Origin of the sequence: Nucisporomicrobium flavum (assembly GCF_016464385.1) — a bacterium.
GTDB lineage: Bacteria > Actinomycetota > Actinomycetes > Mycobacteriales > Micromonosporaceae > Actinoplanes > Actinoplanes flavus_A.
Window position 1 is genome coordinate 63833 of record NZ_JADMLH010000017.1, and the last position, 19088, is coordinate 82920.

Here is a 19088-nt window from a genome sequence, read left to right on the forward strand (position 1 = left end):
CGATGGCTGCCATCTCGCTCAGTCCGGATCATGCCGCCGAGGATCGCGCCCTCGGCCCGGTGCGGCGCCCCAGTGTGCTGGTCGCGGGCACGGTGCTGCTGATCTGCGTACCGAGCCGGATCAGCGACGTGTCCGCCTCGGGCCACATCACGGCCGCCGACCTCGGTGCCGGCCTGATCGTGGCGGTGATGGCCGTACGCCTGCTCGGCGGAGACCGCTCGGTGGCCGGACGGGCCTGGCTGCCGTTCGGCTTCGCCCTGGCCTCCTTCGCCGTCGCGACCGTGACCGCGAGCGACGTGTCGGCCAGCGTCATCGGCTTCATCCGCTACAGCGAACTGTTCGTGCTCGTACCGGTCGCGGTCGCCATGGCGGTACGCGACCGGCTGGACGTGTTCCTGGTCGCCGGCGCGATCATCGCCGTGACGGTCGTCGAGGGCGGCGTCGGGGTGTACCAGTACCTCACGAAGACCGGCGCCTCCTACGCCGGCGAGTACGTCCGCGCCGTCGGCACGTTCGGCCCGGAGCAGGTGATGGCCCTGGCCGCCCTGCTCGGGTACGGCCTGGTCGTGACGCTGGCCCTGGGCTTCGCGATGCGCGGCCGGGCACGCGCCGGTCTGCTCGCCACGGCGGCGTTCCTGCTGCTGCCGCTCGGGCTCACGCTCAGCCGCGGCGCCTGGATCGCCACCGCGTGCGCGGTGCTCGTGCTGCTCGTGGTGGCCAACTGGCGGGTGGCCGCCGGCCTGGTCGGCGTGGGAGCGCTGGGCTTCGCCGTCCTGACCCTCACCGCCGGCGGCGCGGACCCGGCATCGGGCACCTTCGACCAGCGGATCACCAGCATCGCCTCGTCGGGCAGCGCACCGGACCAGTCCGTGCTGGACCGGTACGCGCTCTGGCACGCCGCCACCGGCATCTGGGCCGACCACCCGGTGCTCGGCGTGGGGCTCAAGGACTTCGCCGACTACCGCGACAGCTACGCCTCGGTGGCCCTGTCGGCCGGCAGCGACGTCGGCGACCCCACGACCGGCGTCGGCCGGGAACCGCTGCTGTCCGCCCACAACCAGTACCTGATGGTCCTCAGCGAGCAGGGCACGGTCGGCATCCTCGCCTTCGGCACCCTGCTCGGGACGCTGGCCGCCGGTGCCGTACGCCGCCGCGAGAGCCTGCTGCCCCCGGAGGGTCAGCGGTTCCTCGACCTCGCCGCCCCGGCGCTCATGGTCTGGACGCTCGTCGACTTCCTCTACGGCGACATCGGCGGCGGCCCGAGCAGCGTCCTGCTCGCCGTGACGCTCGGGCTGGTGGCCCGCCGCGGCGTCGTCCTGCCCGGCCCGCGCCCCGGAGGTACGCCATGACCGCCACGGCCCGCCCCACGCTGGTCCGCGCGGCGCTGCTGACCATCGTCGTCACGATGGCCGGCTCGCTGCTGGGGCTGGTCCGCGACCTGCTGCTCGCCCGCTTCTTCGGCGCCGACGGCGGCACGGACGCGTTCCTGGTCGCGTGGACCGTGCCGGAGACCGCGTTCGTGCTGGTCGTCGAGGGTGCGATGTCGCTGCTGATGATCCCGGTGTTCAGCCGGGCGCTGGCGCAGCACCGGGCGGCCCGCGAGGTCGTGGCGGCCACCCTGCCCCGGGTCCTCGTCGTCCTGGTCACGCTCTCGGCCGCCACGGCGGCCGGTGCGCCCGTGGTGGTCCGCCTCGTCGCCCCCGGGCTGGCCGATCCGGCGCTGGCCGTGACGTGTACGCGGCTCACGGCGATCACCGTGCTGACCTTCGGGATCGCCGGCTACCTCAGCGCGGCCCTGCGGGCGAGCGGCGTCTTCGGGGCCCCGGCGGCGATCCACCTCGCGTACAACGTCGGGATCGTCGGGCTGATGGCGACGCTGCACGGGCGGCTGGGCATCGTCAGCGCCGCCGCCGGGGTCGCGCTGGGCAGCCTGTTCATGGTGCTCGTCCAGGTGCCGGGCTTCCTGCGCCACGTCGGGCTGCCCCGGCGCTGGCGCGGGTCCGCCCCCGCGGTGACGCTGGGCCTGGTCGCGCCGATCGTCGTCTACACGCTCGCCCGGCAGGCGCAGGTCTTCGTCGAGCGCCACCTCGGCTCGTCGCTCGCGCCGGGCACGATCTCGTACCTCAACTACGCGCAGAAGGTCGCGCAGATCCCCATGCTCATCGCGCTGCTGGTCTGCACCGTCACCTTCCCCACGCTCGCGCGCAACGTCGCCGCGGGCGAGACCGAGCAGGCGCGGCGGCGGGTCGAGACTGATCTGCGTACGGTCACCGCGCTGATCCTGGTGGCGGCCGCGTACCTGGTGGCGTACGCGCCGCGGATCGTGGCGGTGCTGCTGGAGCACGGCCGGTTCACCGCCGCGGACACCGCCGCGACCGCTGCCATCATGCGGGTGTACGCCCTCGGCGTCCTCGGCCACGCGATGGTGGGCGTGCTCTCCCGGCCGTTCTTCACCGGCGAGCGGCGGACCTGGTACCCGGCCGTGGCGATGGCCGCCGGGCTCGCGGTGACCACCGGGCTCGCCGTCGTGGCGGTGCCGTGGCTGGGGGCGTACGCGATCGCCGCCGCCAACGGGATCGGCATCACCACCACCGCCGTCCTGCTGCTCCTGGGCCTGCGGCGGCACATCGTCGCGGTCTCCGTGCCGGCCGTGGGCGCGGCGACGGCCCGGCTCGCGGCCGCGGCGGCCGGCGCCGGCACGGCCGGATGGCTGGCCGCACGGGCGACGGCGAGCTGGTCCGCGCTGCCCGCGGCCGTGGTGGGTGGCCTGTTGGTGCTCAGTGTGTTCGTGCTCCTGGCCCGGTCGGCCGGAATTGCGGAGCTACGGAGGTTTCCCCATGTCCGATGAGCTGTCCCCGATGCCGCTGGTCCTGATGTACCACTCGGTCGAGGCGTACGAGGCGGACCCGTACAAGGTGACGGTGCATCCGTCCCGCTTCGACCGGCAACTGCGCTGGCTGGGCCGCCGTGGCCTGCGGGGGGTGGCCATGTGCGAGCTGCTCGAGGCGTACCGGGCCGGGCGCGGGCGGGGCCTGGTCGGGCTGACCTTCGACGACGGCTACCGCGACTTCGTCACCGAGGTGCTGCCCGCGCTGCGCCGCTACGGCTTCACCGCCACGGTGTTCGTGGTCGCGGGCTCGCTCGGCGGCTCCAACGCGTGGGACGAGCCCGGCCCCCGCAAGGAGCTGATGACCGCGGCGGAGGTCCGGCAGGTGGCCGCGGCGGGCATGGAGGTCGGCTCGCACAGCCTCGCGCACGTGCACCTGCCCCGCGTCGGCGAGGACGAGCTCGTCGACCAGGTACGCCGCAGCCGGCTCATCCTCACCGAGATCACCGGCAGCGCGGTGACCGGCTTCTGCTACCCGTACGGCGACGCCGGCCCGCGGGAGATCCGCGCGGTCGAGGAGACCGGGTACGACTACGCCTGCGCCGTCCGCGTCGAGGGCCCGGCCGGGCTGCACGCCATTCCCCGTACGTTCATCGGCGATCGCGACACCGGGCCACGGCTCGTCGCGAAGCTCGCCCGGCACCGCCTCACCACCGGCAGGGCCGCGCGATGAGGGTGCTGCACGTGATCACCGGGCTGGCCGCGGGCGGCGCCGAGCACCAGCTGCGGCTGCTGTTGCGGCGGCTGCCGTACGACTGCGAGGTCGCCACGCTGTCGAACCCGGGCGCGGTCGCGACGGCGATCCGGGCCGACGGCACGACGGTGCACGAGTTCACGATGGCGAGCAACCGGGACGTGTCCGTGGTGGGCGGGCTGCGCCGGCTGATCCGCGACGGCGGCTTCGACCTCGTGCACACCCACCTGTACCGCGCATGCGTGCACGGCCGGGTCGCCGCCCGCCTCGCCGGGGTGCCGGTCGTGGCCACCGAGCACTCGCTCGGCGACACCCACATCGAGGGCCGGCGCGCCTCGGCGGGCGTTCGCGCGCTGTACCTCGCGACCGAGCGGATGGGCCGGATGACGATCGCCGTCTCGGACACCGTCGCGCGCCGGCTGCGGGCCTGGGGCGTGCCGGCGCACCGGATCGCCGTGATCCCCAACGGCATCGACGCCGCGGAGTTCACGTACGACCCGGTGGTGCGGGTACGGACCCGGCAGCGGCTGGGCATCCCGCGCGATGCGGTCGTCGTCGGCGGCGTCGGGCGTCTGGAGCCGGGCAAGCGGTTCGACCACCTGATCTGGGCGCTCGGCGAGGTGCCGGGCGCGGTGCTGCTGCTGGTCGGCGACGGCTCGGCCGGTCCGGCGCTGCGCGAGCAGGCCGTACGGTCCGGCGTCGGCAACCGGGTCGTGTTCACCGGCGCCGTCGGCCACGTCCGCGACCTGCTCTGCGCGATGGACGTGTTCGCCTCACCGTCCACCCAGGAGACGTTCGGGCTCGCGGTGCTGGAGGCCCTCGCCTGCGGCCTGCCCGCCCTTTACGCGGCCTGCCCGCCGCTGGACGGGGTGCCCGACAGCGGGGCGCAGCGGCTGTCCCGCGACCCGGAGTCGCTGCCCCGCGCGCTGCGCGCGGAGGTGCTGCGGCTCGCCGAACGCGACGGGGCCCGGCTGCCGGTCCCGCCGATCGCCACCCGGTACGACATCGCCCGGCTCGCCGACTCGGTCAGCCGGCTCTACGAGCGCATCGTCCCCGCACGGCAGCGGGTCGAGAGCAAAGGAACGACACGGTGAAGTCACGCGAGATCCTGCCGCGCCTGGTACGCCGCTTCGGGTTGCTGCTCCTGCTGACCGTCGTCGGCGGCGCGGCCGGGGCGGCGTACGCGGCACTGAAGACCCCGGCCTACACGGCCAAGGCGTACGTGGTGGCGGTCGGCTCACCCGGCGACTCCGTTGCCGCGCTGAACTTCGCGCAGGCGTACGGCCGGATCGCGACCAGCGGGCCGGTGCTCGTGCAGGCGCGGGCCCGGCTCGGCGCCGACGGGTCGGGCCTGGATCGGGTGACCGCCGCGACCTCGCCGGACGCCCCGGTCGTCGAGATCACCGCGACCGGACCGGACGCCCGGCACACCACGGACGTGGCGAACGCGGTGGCCGGCGCCCTCACCGAGTACGGCAGCCTGCGCAGCGCCGACACCAAGGTCGGGCTGTCGCTGCTGGCCGGCGCCACGGTCCCGGAGCGTCCGAGCTCGCCGCGGCCGCCGCTGGAGCTGGCGGTCGGCGCGGCCGGCGGCCTGCTGATCGGCGGGCTGGGCGTGCTGGCCGGCGTGGGCCGCGGCGCGACGGCTGTCACCACCGCGGAACCGGCCCGGTACGAAGCCCAGGTGGAGGAGGTGGAAGAGGACGACGAGGCGGTGGACGTGCCCGCCGAGCGCTTCACGGGGACCGCGCTGGTGCAGCCACCACCGAAGGAGATCACCGCGTACCGGGTGGACGAGCCGGTGCCGCCGATACCCGTGCAGCGCGTCGTCGGGCGCGCCACGGTGGCCGGGATGGAGGACGAATGATCGCCGTCGGCGAGGACCTGTGGACCGCGGAGACAAGGCGCGGGGACGACGCGCTGGCCGGGCTGCACGACGACTGGGAGGACCTGTACGCCCGCAGCAGCACCGCCACGCCGTTCCAGGCGTACACGTGGCTCGAGTCGTGGTGGCGGTCGTACGGCACGCCGGGCACCCTGCGCCTCACCCTCGTACGCCACCGGGGCCGCCTCGTCGCGGCCGCGCCGTTCATGCTCAGCCGCCGCCTGGGAGCCGCAGTGCTGACGCCGCTCGGCGGGGCGCTGGCCGACTTCACCGACGTGCTGGTCGCCGACGACACGGTCCGGCCCGCGACGCGAATCCTCGCCCGGGCGCTGCTGCTCGACCCCGGCTGGGATGCCGTGGACCTGCCCGAGTCCCGGCCCGGCCCGGCCGGCGCCGCGCTGTGGCGCACCTGGTCCGGGCGCACGTGGCGGATGCCCGCCTCGCTCTGCTTCGAGGTGCCGGCCATGGAGATGGAGCACCTCGTCCGGGCGCTGCCCGCCAAGACCCGCAAGACCGTCCGGCGCCGGCTCAACCAGCTGGCCCGTACGGAGATGGACGTGCGCGAGGTGACCCCCGGGCGGGCCGCGCCGGCCGTCGCCGAGCTGCTGCGCCTGCACGAGCTGCAGTGGCGCGGCCGGGGCATCAACGAGCACCACCTCAGCCCGCAGTTCGCCGCCCACCTCACCCGCTCGGTCACCGGCATGCTGGCCCGCGGCCAGGCCGCCCTGTACGAGTACCGCCTCGACGGACGGCTGATGTGCTCGTCGCTGCTGCTCATCGGACGTGACCTGGTCGGTGGCTACCTCTACGGCGCCGACCCGGAGCTGCGCGACCGCGTGGACGTCAGCACGATGCTGATGAACGACACGCTGCCGCTCGCGCACCGGCTGGGGCGGCCGACGATGAGCATGCTGCGCGGCGACGAGCCGTACAAGCTGCGCTGGCAGCCCCGGCCCGCGTGCAACGAGCGGATGGTTCTGGGCCGGCCCAGGAGCGTGCGGGCGATGGCGTACGGGCTACGCGTCCGCTCGGTGCGCGCGGTGGTGCAGGCGGCCAAGGAGCACGCGCCCTGGCTGCGTACGGTCCGCGACCGGCTCCGGCGCGGCGGGAGTGACCCGCGATGAGCCCGGCGGTGCTGCACGTGACTCAGCCGCGCGACGGTGGTGTCGCGCGCTACGTCGTTGCGGCCTGCCGTGACCAGATGGCCCGGGGCTGGCGGGTCGCGGTCGCGTGCCCGGACGGCGGGCGGCTCGCCGCCGACCTCGCCGCCGCCGGCGTCCCTCGGCTGCACTGGCCGGCCGTGCGCAGCCCCGGGCCGGAGTCGCTGGGCGAGGCGCTGCGGCTGCGGGCCCTCGCCGACCGGGTCCGGCCCGACGTCATCCACCTGCACGCCAGCAAGGCCGGACTGGCGGGCCGGCTGCGCCCGCCCCGCCGGGTGCCAATCCTGTTCCAGCCGCACGGCTGGTCCTGGCTGGCCACCGCCGGGCCGGTCCGTGTCGCGAGCCTGGCCTGGGAACGCGCCGCCGCCCGCTGGACCGACCTGCTGCTCTGCGTCGGCCACGGCGAGGCCGAGCAGGGCCGCTCGCACGGCGTCCGCGGCCGGTACGCGGTCGTGCACAACGGCGTGGACCTCGACCACTTCGCCCCCGCCGGTGCCGTCGCGCGCGCCGCCGCCCGGGAGCGGCTCGGGCTGCCCGGCCGGGGCCCGCTGGCCGTGTGCGTCGGGCGGCTGACCCGGCAGAAGGGCCAGGACGTGCTGCTCGCCGCGTGGCCGCTGGTCCGGCGGTCCTGCCCGGGCGCCCGGCTCGCGCTGGTCGGCAACGGCGACCAGGTGGCGGCCCTGCGCGCCGTCGCGGGCCCCGGCGTGACCTTCGCGGGCGCGGTGGACGACGTGCGCGACTGGCTCGCGGCCGCCGACGTGGTGGTGCTGCCGTCGCGGTGGGAGGGACTGTCGCTGACCGTGCTGGAGGCCCTCGCCACCGGCCGCAGCGTCGTGGTCAGCGACGTGCCCGGCCTCGGCGACGTCGTCACGCCCGGCGTCGGCGAACGCGTGCCGCCCGGCGACCCGTCCGCGCTCGCCGAGGCGGTCGCCCGGCGGCTCAGCTGCCCGGCCCTGGCCCGCGAGGAGGGCGAGGCCGCCGCAGGCCACGCGGCCGCCTTCGATGCGCGGCTGACCTTCGAGCGGCTGGCGACGCGTACGGCCGCGCTGGCCGACGACCGGTAGGGGGCGGCATGGTGGTGCGACAGGTGACCCCGGATCTGGCTGACCCGGCGTTCTGGCGGCTCGCGCCGGAGCAGCGGCTGGCGGCGTACCGAATCCTGCGCGGGCTCGGCGCCCCGGCCCGCAGTAGCGACGGCTCGTACGTGCTGGCGCGGCACCGCGACGTCGTGGAGGCGAGCCGCCGGCCGGACGTGTTCCTCAGCGGGCCCGGCGTCACCACGCCCCGCCCGCCGGCCTGGGTCCGTACGGTCTTCGGCGACTCGATGGTCAACATGGACGACCCGCGGCACGCCCGGCTGCGCGGCGTCGTCTCCCGGGCGTTCACGCCACGGGTGCTGGCGCGCATCTCCGCGGACGTGGACCGCATCGCGCGCGGCATCGTGGCCGACGTCGTTGCCGAGCGGCCCACCGAGTTCGTCGCGGCGGTCGCGACCCGGATGCCGTTCGAGGTCATCTGCACGATGATGGGGGTTCCGGACGCGTACCGGCGTGAGCTGCTGGCGGAGATCGGGCGGGCCACCGAGGGGACGACCGTACGGCGAGGGCTGCGCGTGCCGGGCCGGGGACTGCGCGCGCTGGCCCGCATGCACTGCGTGATCGCCCGCGTCGCCCGGGAGCGGCGCCGCGAGCCCACCGACGACCTCATCTCGGCGCTGGCCGCCGCCGACCTCACCGGCCGCGAGCTCGGCGCGTTCTTCTCGCTGCTGATGGTCGCCGGCGTGGAGACCACCCGCAACGCCGTCGCGCACGGCCTGCACCTGCTCAGCGAGAACCCGGACCAGCGGGCGCTGCTCGCCGGCGATGCGGCACGGTACGCGCCCGGCTTCGTCGACGAGGTCGTACGGCACTCGTCGCCGATCGTGCAGTTCCGGCGGACGCTCGCCCGCGATCACGAGCTGGGCGGTCGGCTGCTGCCCGCGGGCGCCGACGTGGTGCTCTGCTACGCCTCGGCCAACCGGGACGAGAGCGTGTTCGCCGACCCGGACCGCTTCGACCTGACCCGCCACCCGAACCCGCACGTCGGCTTCGGCGGGGGCGGCCCGCATTTCTGCCTCGGCACCGCGCTGGCCCGCCAGGAGATGACGGCGCTGTTCCGCGAGCTCCTCACCCGCCTGCCGGACCTCCGATCGGTCGGCGAGCCGGTGCTCGTGCCGTCCAGCTTCGACAACCGCGTGGGACGGCTGTCGTTCACGTACTGAAAGGACGCTCCGTGATCCGCCGCGCCGTCTGCCTGCTGCTCTGCCTGCTGACCGCCGCGGCCTGCACCACGCCGGGCCGCGCGGAGCCGAGGGCGAGCGCGCCGGCACCCGCGCCCGCGCTGCCCGACGGCCAGAAGGGTGGCTGGAGGCCGGCGTTCCAGGACGAGTTCGACGGCGACCGGCTGGACCCGTCGCGGTGGGCCGACCACTCCAGCGCCGAACCGGACGAGGGCCGCGGCAACCTGGGCAACCAGCAGCTCGAGTGGAACCGGGCCGCCAACTGCCGGGTCGGCGGCGGCGAGCTCGTGATGACGGCACGCCGGGAGACCGTCACGTCACCGTCGAGCGGCCAGCGCTACGACTGGACGTCGTGCCTGATCACGAGCACCCCCGCGTACGCGTTCCAGTACGGCTACCTCGAGGAACGAGCCATCCTGCCGGCGGCGCGCGGCTTCTGGCCCGCCTTCTGGACGTGGCAGGCGCGCGGCGTCGACCGGCACACCGAGACCGATGCGTACGAGTTCTACTCCGACAACCATCGGCGGCTCTACGGCACCCAGTTCTCCGGCGAGCGCGGGCGGTGCGAGTGGCGGCCGGCGTTCGATCCGACCGCGGGGTGGCACACGTACGGCGTCGCCATCGAACCCTCCGGCACCACCTGGTACGCCGACGGCAGGCAGGTCTGCCACAGCGACGCCACCTCGGACGCGCCGACCGCGATCATCTCGAACCTGGCCGTCTACTCCCGGATCCCACCCGAGCCTGCGACGACGAGCGCCGTCAAGCGGGTCGACTACATCAGGGCGTGGACCGCGTCGTGACGGCCGCCCGCCCGGCCCGATCCCGCCGCACGACCGCCCGCAGCAGCAGAACGCCGGCCACTCCCCCGGCCGTGTTGGCGATCAGGTCGTTGACGTCGACCGTACGGAAGCTGCCCAGCGTCAGCCACCACACCAGCTGCAGCGTCTCGATGGCGGCGCTGGCGGCGAACGACACCGTGGTGATGCGGCGCAGCGATCCGGCGGCCGGCCACAGCAGCGGCACAAGCAGGCCGAGCGGCACGAACATGACCACGTTGAGCAGGAAACTCCAGGCCTCGACCCGGAACGGCACCCAGTGCACGACGATCCACCAGGGCACCTCCGCGCGGGCGTCCGCCGGTCGCGTCCGGAACGGCACGACGGTCACGACCGCGACGCTCACCGCGTACAGGAGGAGGACCGAAGCGGTGACCACCCGCCGCCGCGGGCCGAATCTCATGCCTGAACTGTAGGGGGATCTTCGCGCGTCAGCGCAGCCAGCCGTCCTTGCGCACGATGCGGATCGCGTCGAGCCGGTTGCGCGCGCCGGTCTTGTAGATCACCGAGGACAGGTAGTTGCGCACCGTGCCGCCGGACAGGTAGAGCCGCTTGGCGATGTCGTCGACCGAGTCGCCTTCGGCCGCCAGCCCCAGCACTTCCAGCTCGCGGGTGCTCAGGCCCCGTTCGGTGTTGAGCGACGCCGCCTGCAGCCGCGGCTGCACGATCCGCTCGCCGGCCGCCAGCCGCCGCACCGAATCCGCCAGGTACGCCGCCGAGGCCTCCTTGAGCAGGAAACTCACCTCACCGCCGCGGCGGCGGGGCGGCAGCATCCCGGGCTTGGTCGGGTCGCAGAGGACGAGCACCGAGCACGACGGGATCCGCGCGCGCAGCTCCGCGGCGGCCGGCAGGACCTGGCTGACCATGAGCTCCGTGTCGACGACGACCACGTGCGGGGCGAACGGCACGGCCCGGGCGGCCACGTCGTGGTCCATCGGCAGCGTGCCGACCACCTCGATGTCCGGCTGGGCGCTCAGCAGGACGCGCACCTGGATGCCGAAATACCCGCCGTCACGCACCACGAGAACCCGGATCATCGTGCCTCCTCACCGGCAGCGTCCGATTCCGACGGTAGTACTCCGCGGCATCCCCCGCATATGGCAGGACGCCATTCCGACAGGCGGTTCCGACGCCGTTCCACCCCGTGCGTCGCGGGTATTCGCACTGGTCAAGGCACTCGGGGCGGGCCCCCCGGAAGATCGACAGGCATCAGCAGGATGGACGATTGTGGCCGATCGGCCGAACAGCGTCCGACATTCGTTTCATCCTTTGCGGACAGCGACCCTGCACAAAAGGTGATCAGTGGCCGAACAGGACGGTACGCCCCTCCTTGACCTGTCCGGCGGTGTACGCCACCTGGTCGATCGGCGTGCCGAGCGCGTCCACCAGCGTCAGCGTGCCGCCGGCATTGCCCAGCCGCAGCGGCTCCGCCCCCACCTGCACGACCTCGCCCGCGGCCAGCGTCCCGTCGAGCGCACGGATGCCACCGGAGCGGTCCCGCAGCGTCCAGCCGGCCAGATCGACGGCCGACGCGGTCGCGTTGAGCAGGGTCAGCCGCTCCCGGCCCGGATCCGCCCCGGCCGGGTCCGGCAGCGCGGCCACGATCACCACGTCCCCCGCCGCGGGCGCCGACGGGCGCGTGGGCGTGCCCGGCGGAGGCGGGTCCGGCGTGATCACGAAGTCCTCCGGCCACGCGGTCAGTTGCACAGTGGTGCCGCGCGCCACGACCACGTCGTGCAGGTTGCCCGTCTCCAGGCGATCGAGCAGGAACACGGCGTCGTCACGGTTGACCGGATCCGATCGCAGCCACGCGTCGAACCCGTCGAGGTTCGCCGCGCCGGTGGCCAGGTACGGCACGAGCCGGCGGAACAGCTTCGGCCAGCACACCAGCGACCGCAGGGCCGCCGCGCCGGTGACGTCGGCCGGTCCGTCCGGGTCGGCGGTCGAGCGCGGCCAGATACCCGCGGCGTCGGCCCGCGCCTTGCGCGACACCCCGGCGAGATGGGTACGCAGGGACGCCGGCAGCGTCGAGTAGAACGCCGGATACACCAGCCCGGCCGCGAGCAGGCGCGCGTTGAGCGACCGGTCGACCAGCGCGTCGTCGAGGAACACCGTGCCGCCGTCCGGTCCCGCCGGCTCGCCCGGGAAGACGAAACCGATCATCCGCCCGTTCGCGTCGATGCCGTTGGACAGCACGTGCCCGCGTACGGTGTCCCGGTCCGCGGCGCGCACCTTGTTGGGCAGATCGTCGAAGAACTGCACCCCGGTGAAGCCGAGCAGCCGCAACAGCTCGTCGCGCGCCGCGTTCGCCCCGGCGAGCTCCTGGTGCGTCTCGGCGAAGTGGGTCTCCAGCGCGTCGATGGCCTCCAGGCGTACGGAGATCCCCCGCGCGGTCAGGTCCGGCGGGGTCCCCGAGGGGCGGGCCAGCCGTTCCACCAGTCCCGGCGACTCCGGCCGGAACTTGACCGTGTCCCCGTCCGGCTCCGGCCCCTGACGCGGCAGATCCGCGTACCGGATGATGAACTCTCCCCGCAGCACCGTGTACGTCATGACGCCCTCCTGTCTGAACGCTAGGCCGACGGGCGTACGACCAGGGCTGATACGTCGGGTACCCGTCGTCCGGACCCGGGGTGGCGCCGGCCGATCGTTGCGGGCAGCATGGCCTGCGTGTCGCAGCCGTCCCCCCTCCACGCCTCCCGGCAACGCGCCCAGGCGCTCGCCGGATCCGGCGACCTCGCCCAGGCCCGCGCCGTGCTCGAGCACGCCGTCGAGCTGGGCCGGCTCAACCTGGGCGAGGACGACCCCGACGTGCTGCTCACCGCTCAGCAGCTCGCCACGGTGCACCAGCAGGCCGGCGACGCCCCGGGCGCCCGGCGCGTGCTGGAGGAGGCGTACGCGGCCGGGCAGTGGCGGCTCGGCGACACCGATCCCGTGATGCTCGGCATCTCCTTCGACCTGGGGGTGGTCGCGGAGGAGATGGAGAACCGGCACGAGGCCCGCCGCGCCTTCGGCCGCGTCGCCGCGCACGGGCCGGCGGTGCTGGGCACGGACCATTGGGCGGTCACCCGGGCGCGGGCCTATCTGGGCGACGAACCTCCGACGGTACGCATCGAGCTGCCCACTCCCACTCCGACTCCCGCACCTGTGGCCCAGCCTGCCCCTCACATCCCCGCGCAGCGTGTGACGTATGTCGAGCAGCCGCCACCGCACGTTGTTTCTGTGCCCCCGATCACCACGGCAGTTCCGGCGCCCGCGGCCGGCGGACGGTCGCCGGCTCTGTTCGCCGCGATCGCCGCGGGGTTCGGGGTGGTCATCGCCGTGGCCGCGCTGGTGGTCGTGCTGGCGAGGTCCGGTGACGACGGCGGCAAGTCCGATGTGCCAACTCTGAGCGGCCCGGCCCCCACCGACGTGCGCGTGCGCGACTACGGGGCGTCGGTGCAGCTCTTCTGGTCCGACCCCGCCAACGGCCGGACGTCGTTCCTGATCACCGGGGGCCGGCCGGGCGAGCAGCTCAAGCCCATGGGACAGGTCGGACCCACCACGACCTCGTTCAACCTCAACGGGCTCAACCCGGACCTGGACTACTGCTTCGCCGTCGTGGCGGTATACAGCACGAGCCAGTTCGCCACATCGCCGCAGTCGTGCACCAGCCGTACACGCAGTGACCCGTCCCCGGGGAAGAGCCGGAAATGATCACTCTGGGCGATCACGGTTATCCACAACCGTGACTGGCCGGGTGTCCACGTCCCCACACCGACCCCTATGATGGCCTGCGTCCTTGAGCAGGTCAGCCGGTGAACGGGAGGGATGCGGGCCGTGGCCAGTGCAGATGCGCCCAGTGAGGGCGCGATGACCGACCGGCGCCGGCGGCCGTGGCGCAGCCGTGGCGGGCTGGTCACGATCGGCACTGTCCTCACGCTCGTCACGGGCCTCGGGCTCACCGTCCTCGGGCTCGGCGCGGCCGATCAGGCCGTGGCGAGCTTCGACGCCGCGTCCTGGGTGTGGAGCCGGGCGAAGGGCGAGGTCGCCCGGGTCAACGGCGTCACCGCCCGGGTGGACACCCGCGTCGACGTGCCACGCGCCCGCGGACACCAGATGCAGGTCACGCAGAACGACCGCTTCGTGATCCTGCGCGACGTCCAGACCGGCACCGTGAGCACGATGGACCTCACGTCGCTGCAGGAGGCCGCCGGCACCTGGTCCACGGCCTCCGGCATCGGCGTGCGGGTCGCCCTCGACGACGACGCCGCGTTCGTCATCGACTCCGTGCAGGGCGAGATCCGCCAGCTGGACCCGGCGACGCTGCAGCCGGTCGGCGAGTCGCTGCGCTTCCCGCCCGGCATCACCGGCGGCACCTTCGACGGCGAGGGCCGGCTGTGGATCGCCGTGCCCAGCGAGGGCACGGTCTCCGCGATCACGCCCGCGCCGCTGCCCGGCGACGCCAGCGGCGCCGCGAAGGACACCACCGCCGCCAAGGACAAGCCCACCGGCCCGGTGCTGGTGCGCACCGAGTCCGTCGCGCCCGGCAACCACGACCTCATGATCTCCACGCTCGAGGACGGCGTGGCGGTGCTCAACCGCACCACCAACGGGCTGACCACCATCCGCGACGCGACCGGCGGCCCGGTCTCGGTGACGCTGCCGCTCGACGGCCCCGGCTCGCTGCCGGAGCACACCGAGGGCACGGTCGTGCCGGTCACCGTCGCCGACTCCCGCCGGGTGTACGGCGTGAGCGACGGCCGCACCACCACCGACTTCACGGTGCCCGGCGACGGCTCGGAGCTGCGGCCGGCCGTCGCCTGGGAGGGCTACTTCTACGTCGCCGACGAGCCGACCGGCAAGGTGCACGTGTTCGACCAGGCCGGGCGCGAGCAGAAGAACATCAGGTTCCGCAACCCGGGCGGCCCGCTGGAGCTGGAGGTCCGGGAGAACTACCTGTTCATCAACGCGCCCGGCTCCTCCACCGCGCGCGTGGTCGACGACGCCCACAAGGTCCGGGTCGTCGACAAGTACGCCGACGACGTCCTCGGTGGCGACCCGCCGCCCACCCCGCCGGACCCGCCGCCGCCCCCGCCGAAGCCGAAGAAGCCGCCGGTCACCGAGCCGGGCGCGCCCCGCAACGTCCGGGCCGCGGCCGGCAACGCCGAGGCCCGCGTGACCTGGCAGGCGGCCGCCTCCAACGGTGCCGCCATCACGCGGTACGTGGTCGAGGGCGCGGGCAAGACGTTCCAGGTGGGCGCCAACCAGCGCTCGCTCGACGTCGCCGGGCTCACCAACGGCGAGACGTACCGGTTCGCGGTGCACGCGGTGAACAAGAAGGGCGACGGCCCCACCCGCACGAGCAACGCGGTCAAGCCGACCTCCGAGGTGCCGGACGCGCCGACCGCCGTCACCGCCGAGGCGAAGCCGGACGGCACGGTGGTGGTCAGCTGGCCGGCCGCCAACGGCCAGGGCCTCGACATCAAGCGCTACACGGTCACGGCCATCAGCGAGGGCGGCAGCTCTCCCATCGGCGACGCCGAGGACACCTCGCTGACCATCAAGGACGGCGACCTGGAGTACGGCAAGCAGTACGCGTTCACGGTCGTCTCGATCAACGAGCGCGGCGCCGGCTCCAAGGCGTCCCCGGTGAGCGCCAGCGTCGTGCCGTTCACCAAACCGGGCCGCCCCGAGGGCGTGGACGCCGCGACCGTCGGCGACCAGCCCGGCGCGATCCGGGTCGCCTGGACGGCCCCGGCGGACAACGGCCGGCCGATCACGAAGTACGTGGTCGCTGCCGGCGGCAAGACCACCGAGGTCACGAACGGCACCGGCGTCACGCTCACCGGCTTCGGCGAGGGCGAGACGGTGTCGGTCGAGGTGCGCGCGGTCAACGAGGCCGGCGAGAGCGAGCCCGGCTCGGCCACGGCCCGCACGGTCGCCAAGCCCACCGTCACGGTCACCGGCTCCTCGGCCGGCTACGACAACGCCACCGTGTCGTTCACCGTCGACGCGGGCGGGGGCACCGCCACCTGCTCGATGTCCGGCGGCGGCGGGTCCGACTCGGGCAGCTGCTCCAGCCTCACGGTCAAAGGGCTGACGGCCGGCACGCCGTACTCGTTCAAGCTCACCGTGAAGAACGCCGCCGGCACCGTCACGGCGGATCGCGACGTGCAGACGGACCAGTTGCACGGCACAGCGACCTGCAACAACGGCGAGAACGGCGACACCGCGCACTACTGCGACGACGACGTACCCGGGCGCAACGGCAACGAGATCTTCAGCGTCACCCGGCAGGACAACGACAAGCAGGTCGGCTGGGCCAAACCCGGCACCGATCTGCTCGCGTACTGCAAGAAGAAGGGTGACAAGATCGACTCGTACATCTACAACCATCAGAAGGTGTCGACCTGGTGGGTCCAGGTGAAGTACAGCGGCAAGAACTACATCCCGTACGCCTGGTTCAACCTCGACGCCGGCGACAACATCGACATGCTGCCGACGTGCTGAGGACGCCACTGTGAGCACCGAACCCCTGCCGCCCCAGCACGTCCAGGGCTTCGCCGCGATCGCCGCGCAGCTCGCCGAGCGCGTCGGCACGGTCGTGCTGGGCAAGCCCGACGTGGTCCGGCTGGCGCTGACCGCGTTCTTCGCCCAGGGCCACGTGCTGCTGGAGGACGTGCCCGGCGTCGGCAAGACCACCCTCGCGCGGGCGCTGGCCGCGGCCGTACGCGGCCAGTGGCGCCGCATCCAGTTCACGCCCGACCTGCTGCCCTCCGACGTCTCCGGCGTGACGATCTTCAACCAGGCGAGCCGCGGCTTCGAGTTCCACCCCGGCCCGGTCTTCGCCAACATCGTCATCGCCGACGAGATCAACCGCGCCTCGCCCAAGACCCAGTCGGCGCTGCTCGAGGTCATGGAGGAGCGCCGGGTCACCGTCGACGGCGTACCGCACCCGGTGCCCCAGCCGTTCCTCGTGGTGGCCACGCAGAACCCGGTCGAGATGGACGGCACGTACCGGCTGCCCGAGGCCCAGCTCGACCGCTTCCTCGTGAAGCTGTCGGTCGGCTACCCCGCCGAGGACGTCGAGGTCGAGGTGCTGCGCGGGGCGGCCCTGCGCTCCCCCGACACGCTCGAACCGGTCACCGACACCGCCACGGTCGGCGAGATGGTCCGGATGGCGCTGCGTGTGCACATCGCCGACCCGCTCTACACGTACGCGGTCCGCCTCGCCGCCGCCACCCGCGACCACCCCCAGGTCCGCGTCGGCGTCAGCCCCCGCGGCGTCATCGCGCTGACCCGGGCGGCGTCGGCGTACGCGCTCATCAACGGCCGCGGCTACGTCCTCCCCGAGGACCTGAAGACGCTGGTCGGCCCGGTCTTCGCCCACCGCATCCTGCTCTCCCCGGACGCCCAGCTCCGCGGCGTGACGGCAACCGAGATCCTCGACGACGCGGTCCGCTCGGTCCCGGTCCCGCTCCCGGCCAACCAGCACACCGGAGCGTGACCACCCCACCCCCCGGCTCCGACCCGGCGGCCCGGGAGCCGGCCCCGGCACCGCCCGACCCCGGCGGCCCGAACACCGCACCCCGCCCACCCGCGGCCGCACCCCACCCACCCGCGGCCGCAGCCGGCCCACCGACCGACGCGGCGCGCCCGCCCGCCGACCTCCCGCGCCCGGCTGCCGATTCGCCGCGCCCGCCCGCCGACCTCCCGCGCCCACCCACCGGCCCGCCGCGCCCAGCCGCCGACGTGCCACGCCCACCCACCGGCCCGCCGCGCCCAGCGGCCGACGTGCCACGCCCAGCCGCCGGCCCGCCGCGCCCAGCGGCCGACGTGCCACGCCGGGCCGCCGACGTGCCACGCCCACCCACCGGCGCGGACCGCCCGGTCACCGGCACGCCGTCTTCAACCGCCGGCGCGTCACGCCCCCCGGCCGACACAGCAGGCCCACCCGCTGACGTGGCCGGCCCGCTCGCTGGCGGCACGGCTGACGGTCCCCGGCTGGCGGCGCCCGCGACCGATCCCGGGCGTGCGAGGCCCGCCCGGGCCGGACGCCGGGGCCGGGGCCGGGGCCGGGGCCGGGGCCGGGGCCGGGGCTGGGGCCGGGGCCGGGGCTGGGGCCGGGGCTGGGGCCGGGGCTGGGGCTGGAGCCGGAGCCAGGGCCGGGGCCGCGCGGCGACGGGCCGGCGCAGACCGAGGTTGACGCTGCGCGGGATCACCACGCGCGGGCTCGGGGTCGCTGCCGCCGCTGTCGTCCTCCCCCTCCTCGGGTTCCGTTACGGCTACCCGGACCTGGCGCTGCTCGGCGCCGCGGCGGCGCTCGCGCTGGCATGCGGGATCATCTTTGCCGTATGGCGGCCGCGGCTGGGCGTGGAGCGGGTCGCCGACCCGGACCGCGTCGCCCGCGGCGAGCCGGCCGCCATGACGCTGACCGTGCGCAACACGAGCCGGGTGCGTGCCGCGAACCTCGTGGCCGCCGACCGGTGCGGCGCCGCGGACGTACCCGTGCCGTTGCTGCGGTTGCGGCCCGGGCGGGACACCACGGTGGAGTATCCGGTGCCGACGACCCGGCGCGGCATCGTGGCCGTCGGGCCGTTGCGGGTGACGCGGACCGATCCGCTGGGGTTGCTCACGCTGTCGCGGGCGTACGGCGGGACCGCCACCGTCTGGGTGCACCCGCGCATCCACCTGTTGCGGGCCGTCCCGGCGGGCATGGCGCGCAGCCTCGACGGGCGCATCGACAAGGTCCCGCACGGCACGATCACCTTCGATTCGCTGCGGGAGTACGTGGTCGGCGACGAGTTGCGCCGCGTGCACTGGCGCAGCTCCGCGAAGGTCGGCGAGCTGATGGTGCGCGAGCAGCTCGACACCAGCGAGCCGACGATCGTGGTGCTGCTCGACGACCGGGCGGCCGCGCACCCGGCGCTGCGGGACGGCACGGCGGAGTCGTTCGAGGCCGCATGCGAGGCCGCCGCGTCGATCGTGGCCGCCGCCGTACGCGAGGACCTGCCCGTCGTCCTGCACCTGGTGTCGGGCCGGGTCGAGGGGCCGTTCCTCGACGTGCTGACCGAGGCGTCCCTGCGCGACGGCGACCTCACGCAGACGGTGCGTACCCTGCGGCAGAGCCGGCTGGGCGACACGCTGGTGTACCTGACCGGCCCCGGCGGGCGCGTGGATCTCGGCGAGGTGGGTGGGCTGCGCGGGCCGTACCCGGTGGTGATCGCGGGGTTGTTCGGCGACCCGGACGCCGCGCCGGTCTCCGCGGGCGGCTCGCTCATCGTGATCGAGGCCGAGGACGGCGAGCAGTTCGCCGGCGCCTGGGACGGGGTCCGCGGATGGTGAGCAGGGCCGGGGGCGGCGAGC

The 19088-nt window shown here is 74.4% G+C and carries 16 protein-coding genes; 13 read left to right on the top strand and 3 right to left on the bottom strand.

Features of this window, described 5'->3' with window-relative positions:
* Positions 1 to 2: 2 nt before the first annotated feature.
* From IT780_RS31650 to IT780_RS42265, 9 genes are read left to right on the top strand one after another with little or no spacing between them, the layout of a single operon-like run.
* Positions 3 to 1349 carry an O-antigen ligase family protein gene (locus tag IT780_RS31650; protein WP_199515495.1) on the top strand — a complete coding sequence of 449 codons (1347 nt, stop codon included), beginning with the start codon at positions 3 to 5 and terminating at the stop codon, positions 1347 to 1349.
* The gene (locus tag IT780_RS31655) at positions 1346 to 2848 is read left to right on the top strand and encodes a lipid II flippase MurJ (protein ID WP_199515496.1); all 1503 of its coding nucleotides are present in this window, start codon (positions 1346 to 1348) and stop codon (positions 2846 to 2848) included. Before IT780_RS31650 ends, IT780_RS31655 begins: the two co-directional genes overlap by 4 nt.
* Entirely contained in the window at positions 2838 to 3560 is a 723-nt protein-coding gene (locus tag IT780_RS31660) for a polysaccharide deacetylase family protein (protein WP_199515497.1), read from the top strand. Before IT780_RS31655 ends, IT780_RS31660 begins: the two co-directional genes overlap by 11 nt.
* Positions 3557 to 4675, top strand: coding sequence for a glycosyltransferase (locus tag IT780_RS31665; protein WP_199515498.1), 1119 nt, complete (start codon positions 3557 to 3559; stop codon positions 4673 to 4675). The genes IT780_RS31660 and IT780_RS31665 overlap by 4 nt, the downstream gene beginning before the upstream one ends.
* The gene (locus IT780_RS31670; RefSeq protein ID WP_199515499.1) at positions 4672 to 5448 is read left to right on the top strand and encodes a Wzz/FepE/Etk N-terminal domain-containing protein; all 777 of its coding nucleotides are present in this window, start codon (positions 4672 to 4674) and stop codon (positions 5446 to 5448) included. Before IT780_RS31665 ends, IT780_RS31670 begins: the two co-directional genes overlap by 4 nt.
* Positions 5445 to 6590, top strand: a complete 1146-nt coding sequence (locus IT780_RS31675; protein ID WP_199515500.1) for a GNAT family N-acetyltransferase — start codon at positions 5445 to 5447, stop codon at positions 6588 to 6590. The genes IT780_RS31670 and IT780_RS31675 overlap by 4 nt, the downstream gene beginning before the upstream one ends.
* Positions 6591 to 6607: 17 nt before the next feature.
* Positions 6608 to 7690, top strand: a complete 1083-nt coding sequence (locus IT780_RS31680; protein WP_199515501.1) for a glycosyltransferase — start codon at positions 6608 to 6610, stop codon at positions 7688 to 7690.
* Positions 7691 to 7698: 8 nt separating this feature from the next.
* The gene (locus tag IT780_RS31685; protein WP_199515502.1) at positions 7699 to 8886 is read left to right on the top strand and encodes a cytochrome P450; all 1188 of its coding nucleotides are present in this window, start codon (positions 7699 to 7701) and stop codon (positions 8884 to 8886) included.
* An 11-nt stretch (positions 8887 to 8897) separates the two neighbouring features.
* The gene (locus IT780_RS42265; protein WP_199515503.1) at positions 8898 to 9707 is read left to right on the top strand and encodes a glycoside hydrolase family 16 protein; all 810 of its coding nucleotides are present in this window, start codon (positions 8898 to 8900) and stop codon (positions 9705 to 9707) included.
* On the opposite strand, the gene IT780_RS31695 is transcribed toward IT780_RS42265, so the two are convergent.
* From IT780_RS31695 to IT780_RS31705, 3 genes are all read right to left on the bottom strand, one after another.
* The gene (locus IT780_RS31695; protein WP_199515504.1) at positions 9685 to 10146 is read right to left on the bottom strand and encodes a VanZ family protein; all 462 of its coding nucleotides are present in this window, start codon (positions 10144 to 10146) and stop codon (positions 9685 to 9687) included. The genes IT780_RS42265 and IT780_RS31695 overlap by 23 nt on opposite strands.
* A gap of 28 nt (positions 10147 to 10174) precedes the next feature.
* Positions 10175 to 10780, bottom strand: a complete 606-nt coding sequence (locus IT780_RS31700) for a response regulator transcription factor (RefSeq protein WP_199515505.1) — start codon at positions 10778 to 10780, stop codon at positions 10175 to 10177.
* 262 nt (positions 10781 to 11042) lie between these two features.
* Entirely contained in the window at positions 11043 to 12293 is a 1251-nt protein-coding gene (locus IT780_RS31705) for a lamin tail domain-containing protein (RefSeq protein ID WP_199515506.1), read from the bottom strand.
* A gap of 117 nt (positions 12294 to 12410) precedes the next feature.
* On the opposite strand from IT780_RS31705, the gene IT780_RS31710 reads away from it, so the two are divergent.
* The 4 genes from IT780_RS31710 to IT780_RS31725 all read left to right on the top strand — a co-directional run bounded on the left by IT780_RS31710 (position 12411) and on the right by IT780_RS31725 (position 19067).
* Positions 12411 to 13436 carry a tetratricopeptide repeat protein gene (locus IT780_RS31710; RefSeq protein ID WP_199515507.1) on the top strand — a complete coding sequence of 342 codons (1026 nt, stop codon included), beginning with the start codon at positions 12411 to 12413 and terminating at the stop codon, positions 13434 to 13436.
* Between the two features lie 114 nt (positions 13437 to 13550).
* On the top strand, positions 13551 to 16232 hold the full coding sequence (locus IT780_RS31715) for a fibronectin type III domain-containing protein (protein WP_372443840.1): 2682 nt from the start codon (positions 13551 to 13553) through the stop codon (positions 16230 to 16232).
* Between the two features lie 10 nt (positions 16233 to 16242).
* Positions 16243 to 17229 (top strand): AAA family ATPase, encoded by a 987-nt coding sequence (locus IT780_RS31720; protein ID WP_199515508.1) that lies wholly within the window; start codon positions 16243 to 16245, stop codon positions 17227 to 17229.
* Between the two features lie 695 nt (positions 17230 to 17924).
* The gene (locus IT780_RS31725; RefSeq protein WP_233413828.1) at positions 17925 to 19067 is read left to right on the top strand and encodes a DUF58 domain-containing protein; all 1143 of its coding nucleotides are present in this window, start codon (positions 17925 to 17927) and stop codon (positions 19065 to 19067) included.
* The last annotated feature ends 21 nt before the right edge of the window (positions 19068 to 19088 follow it).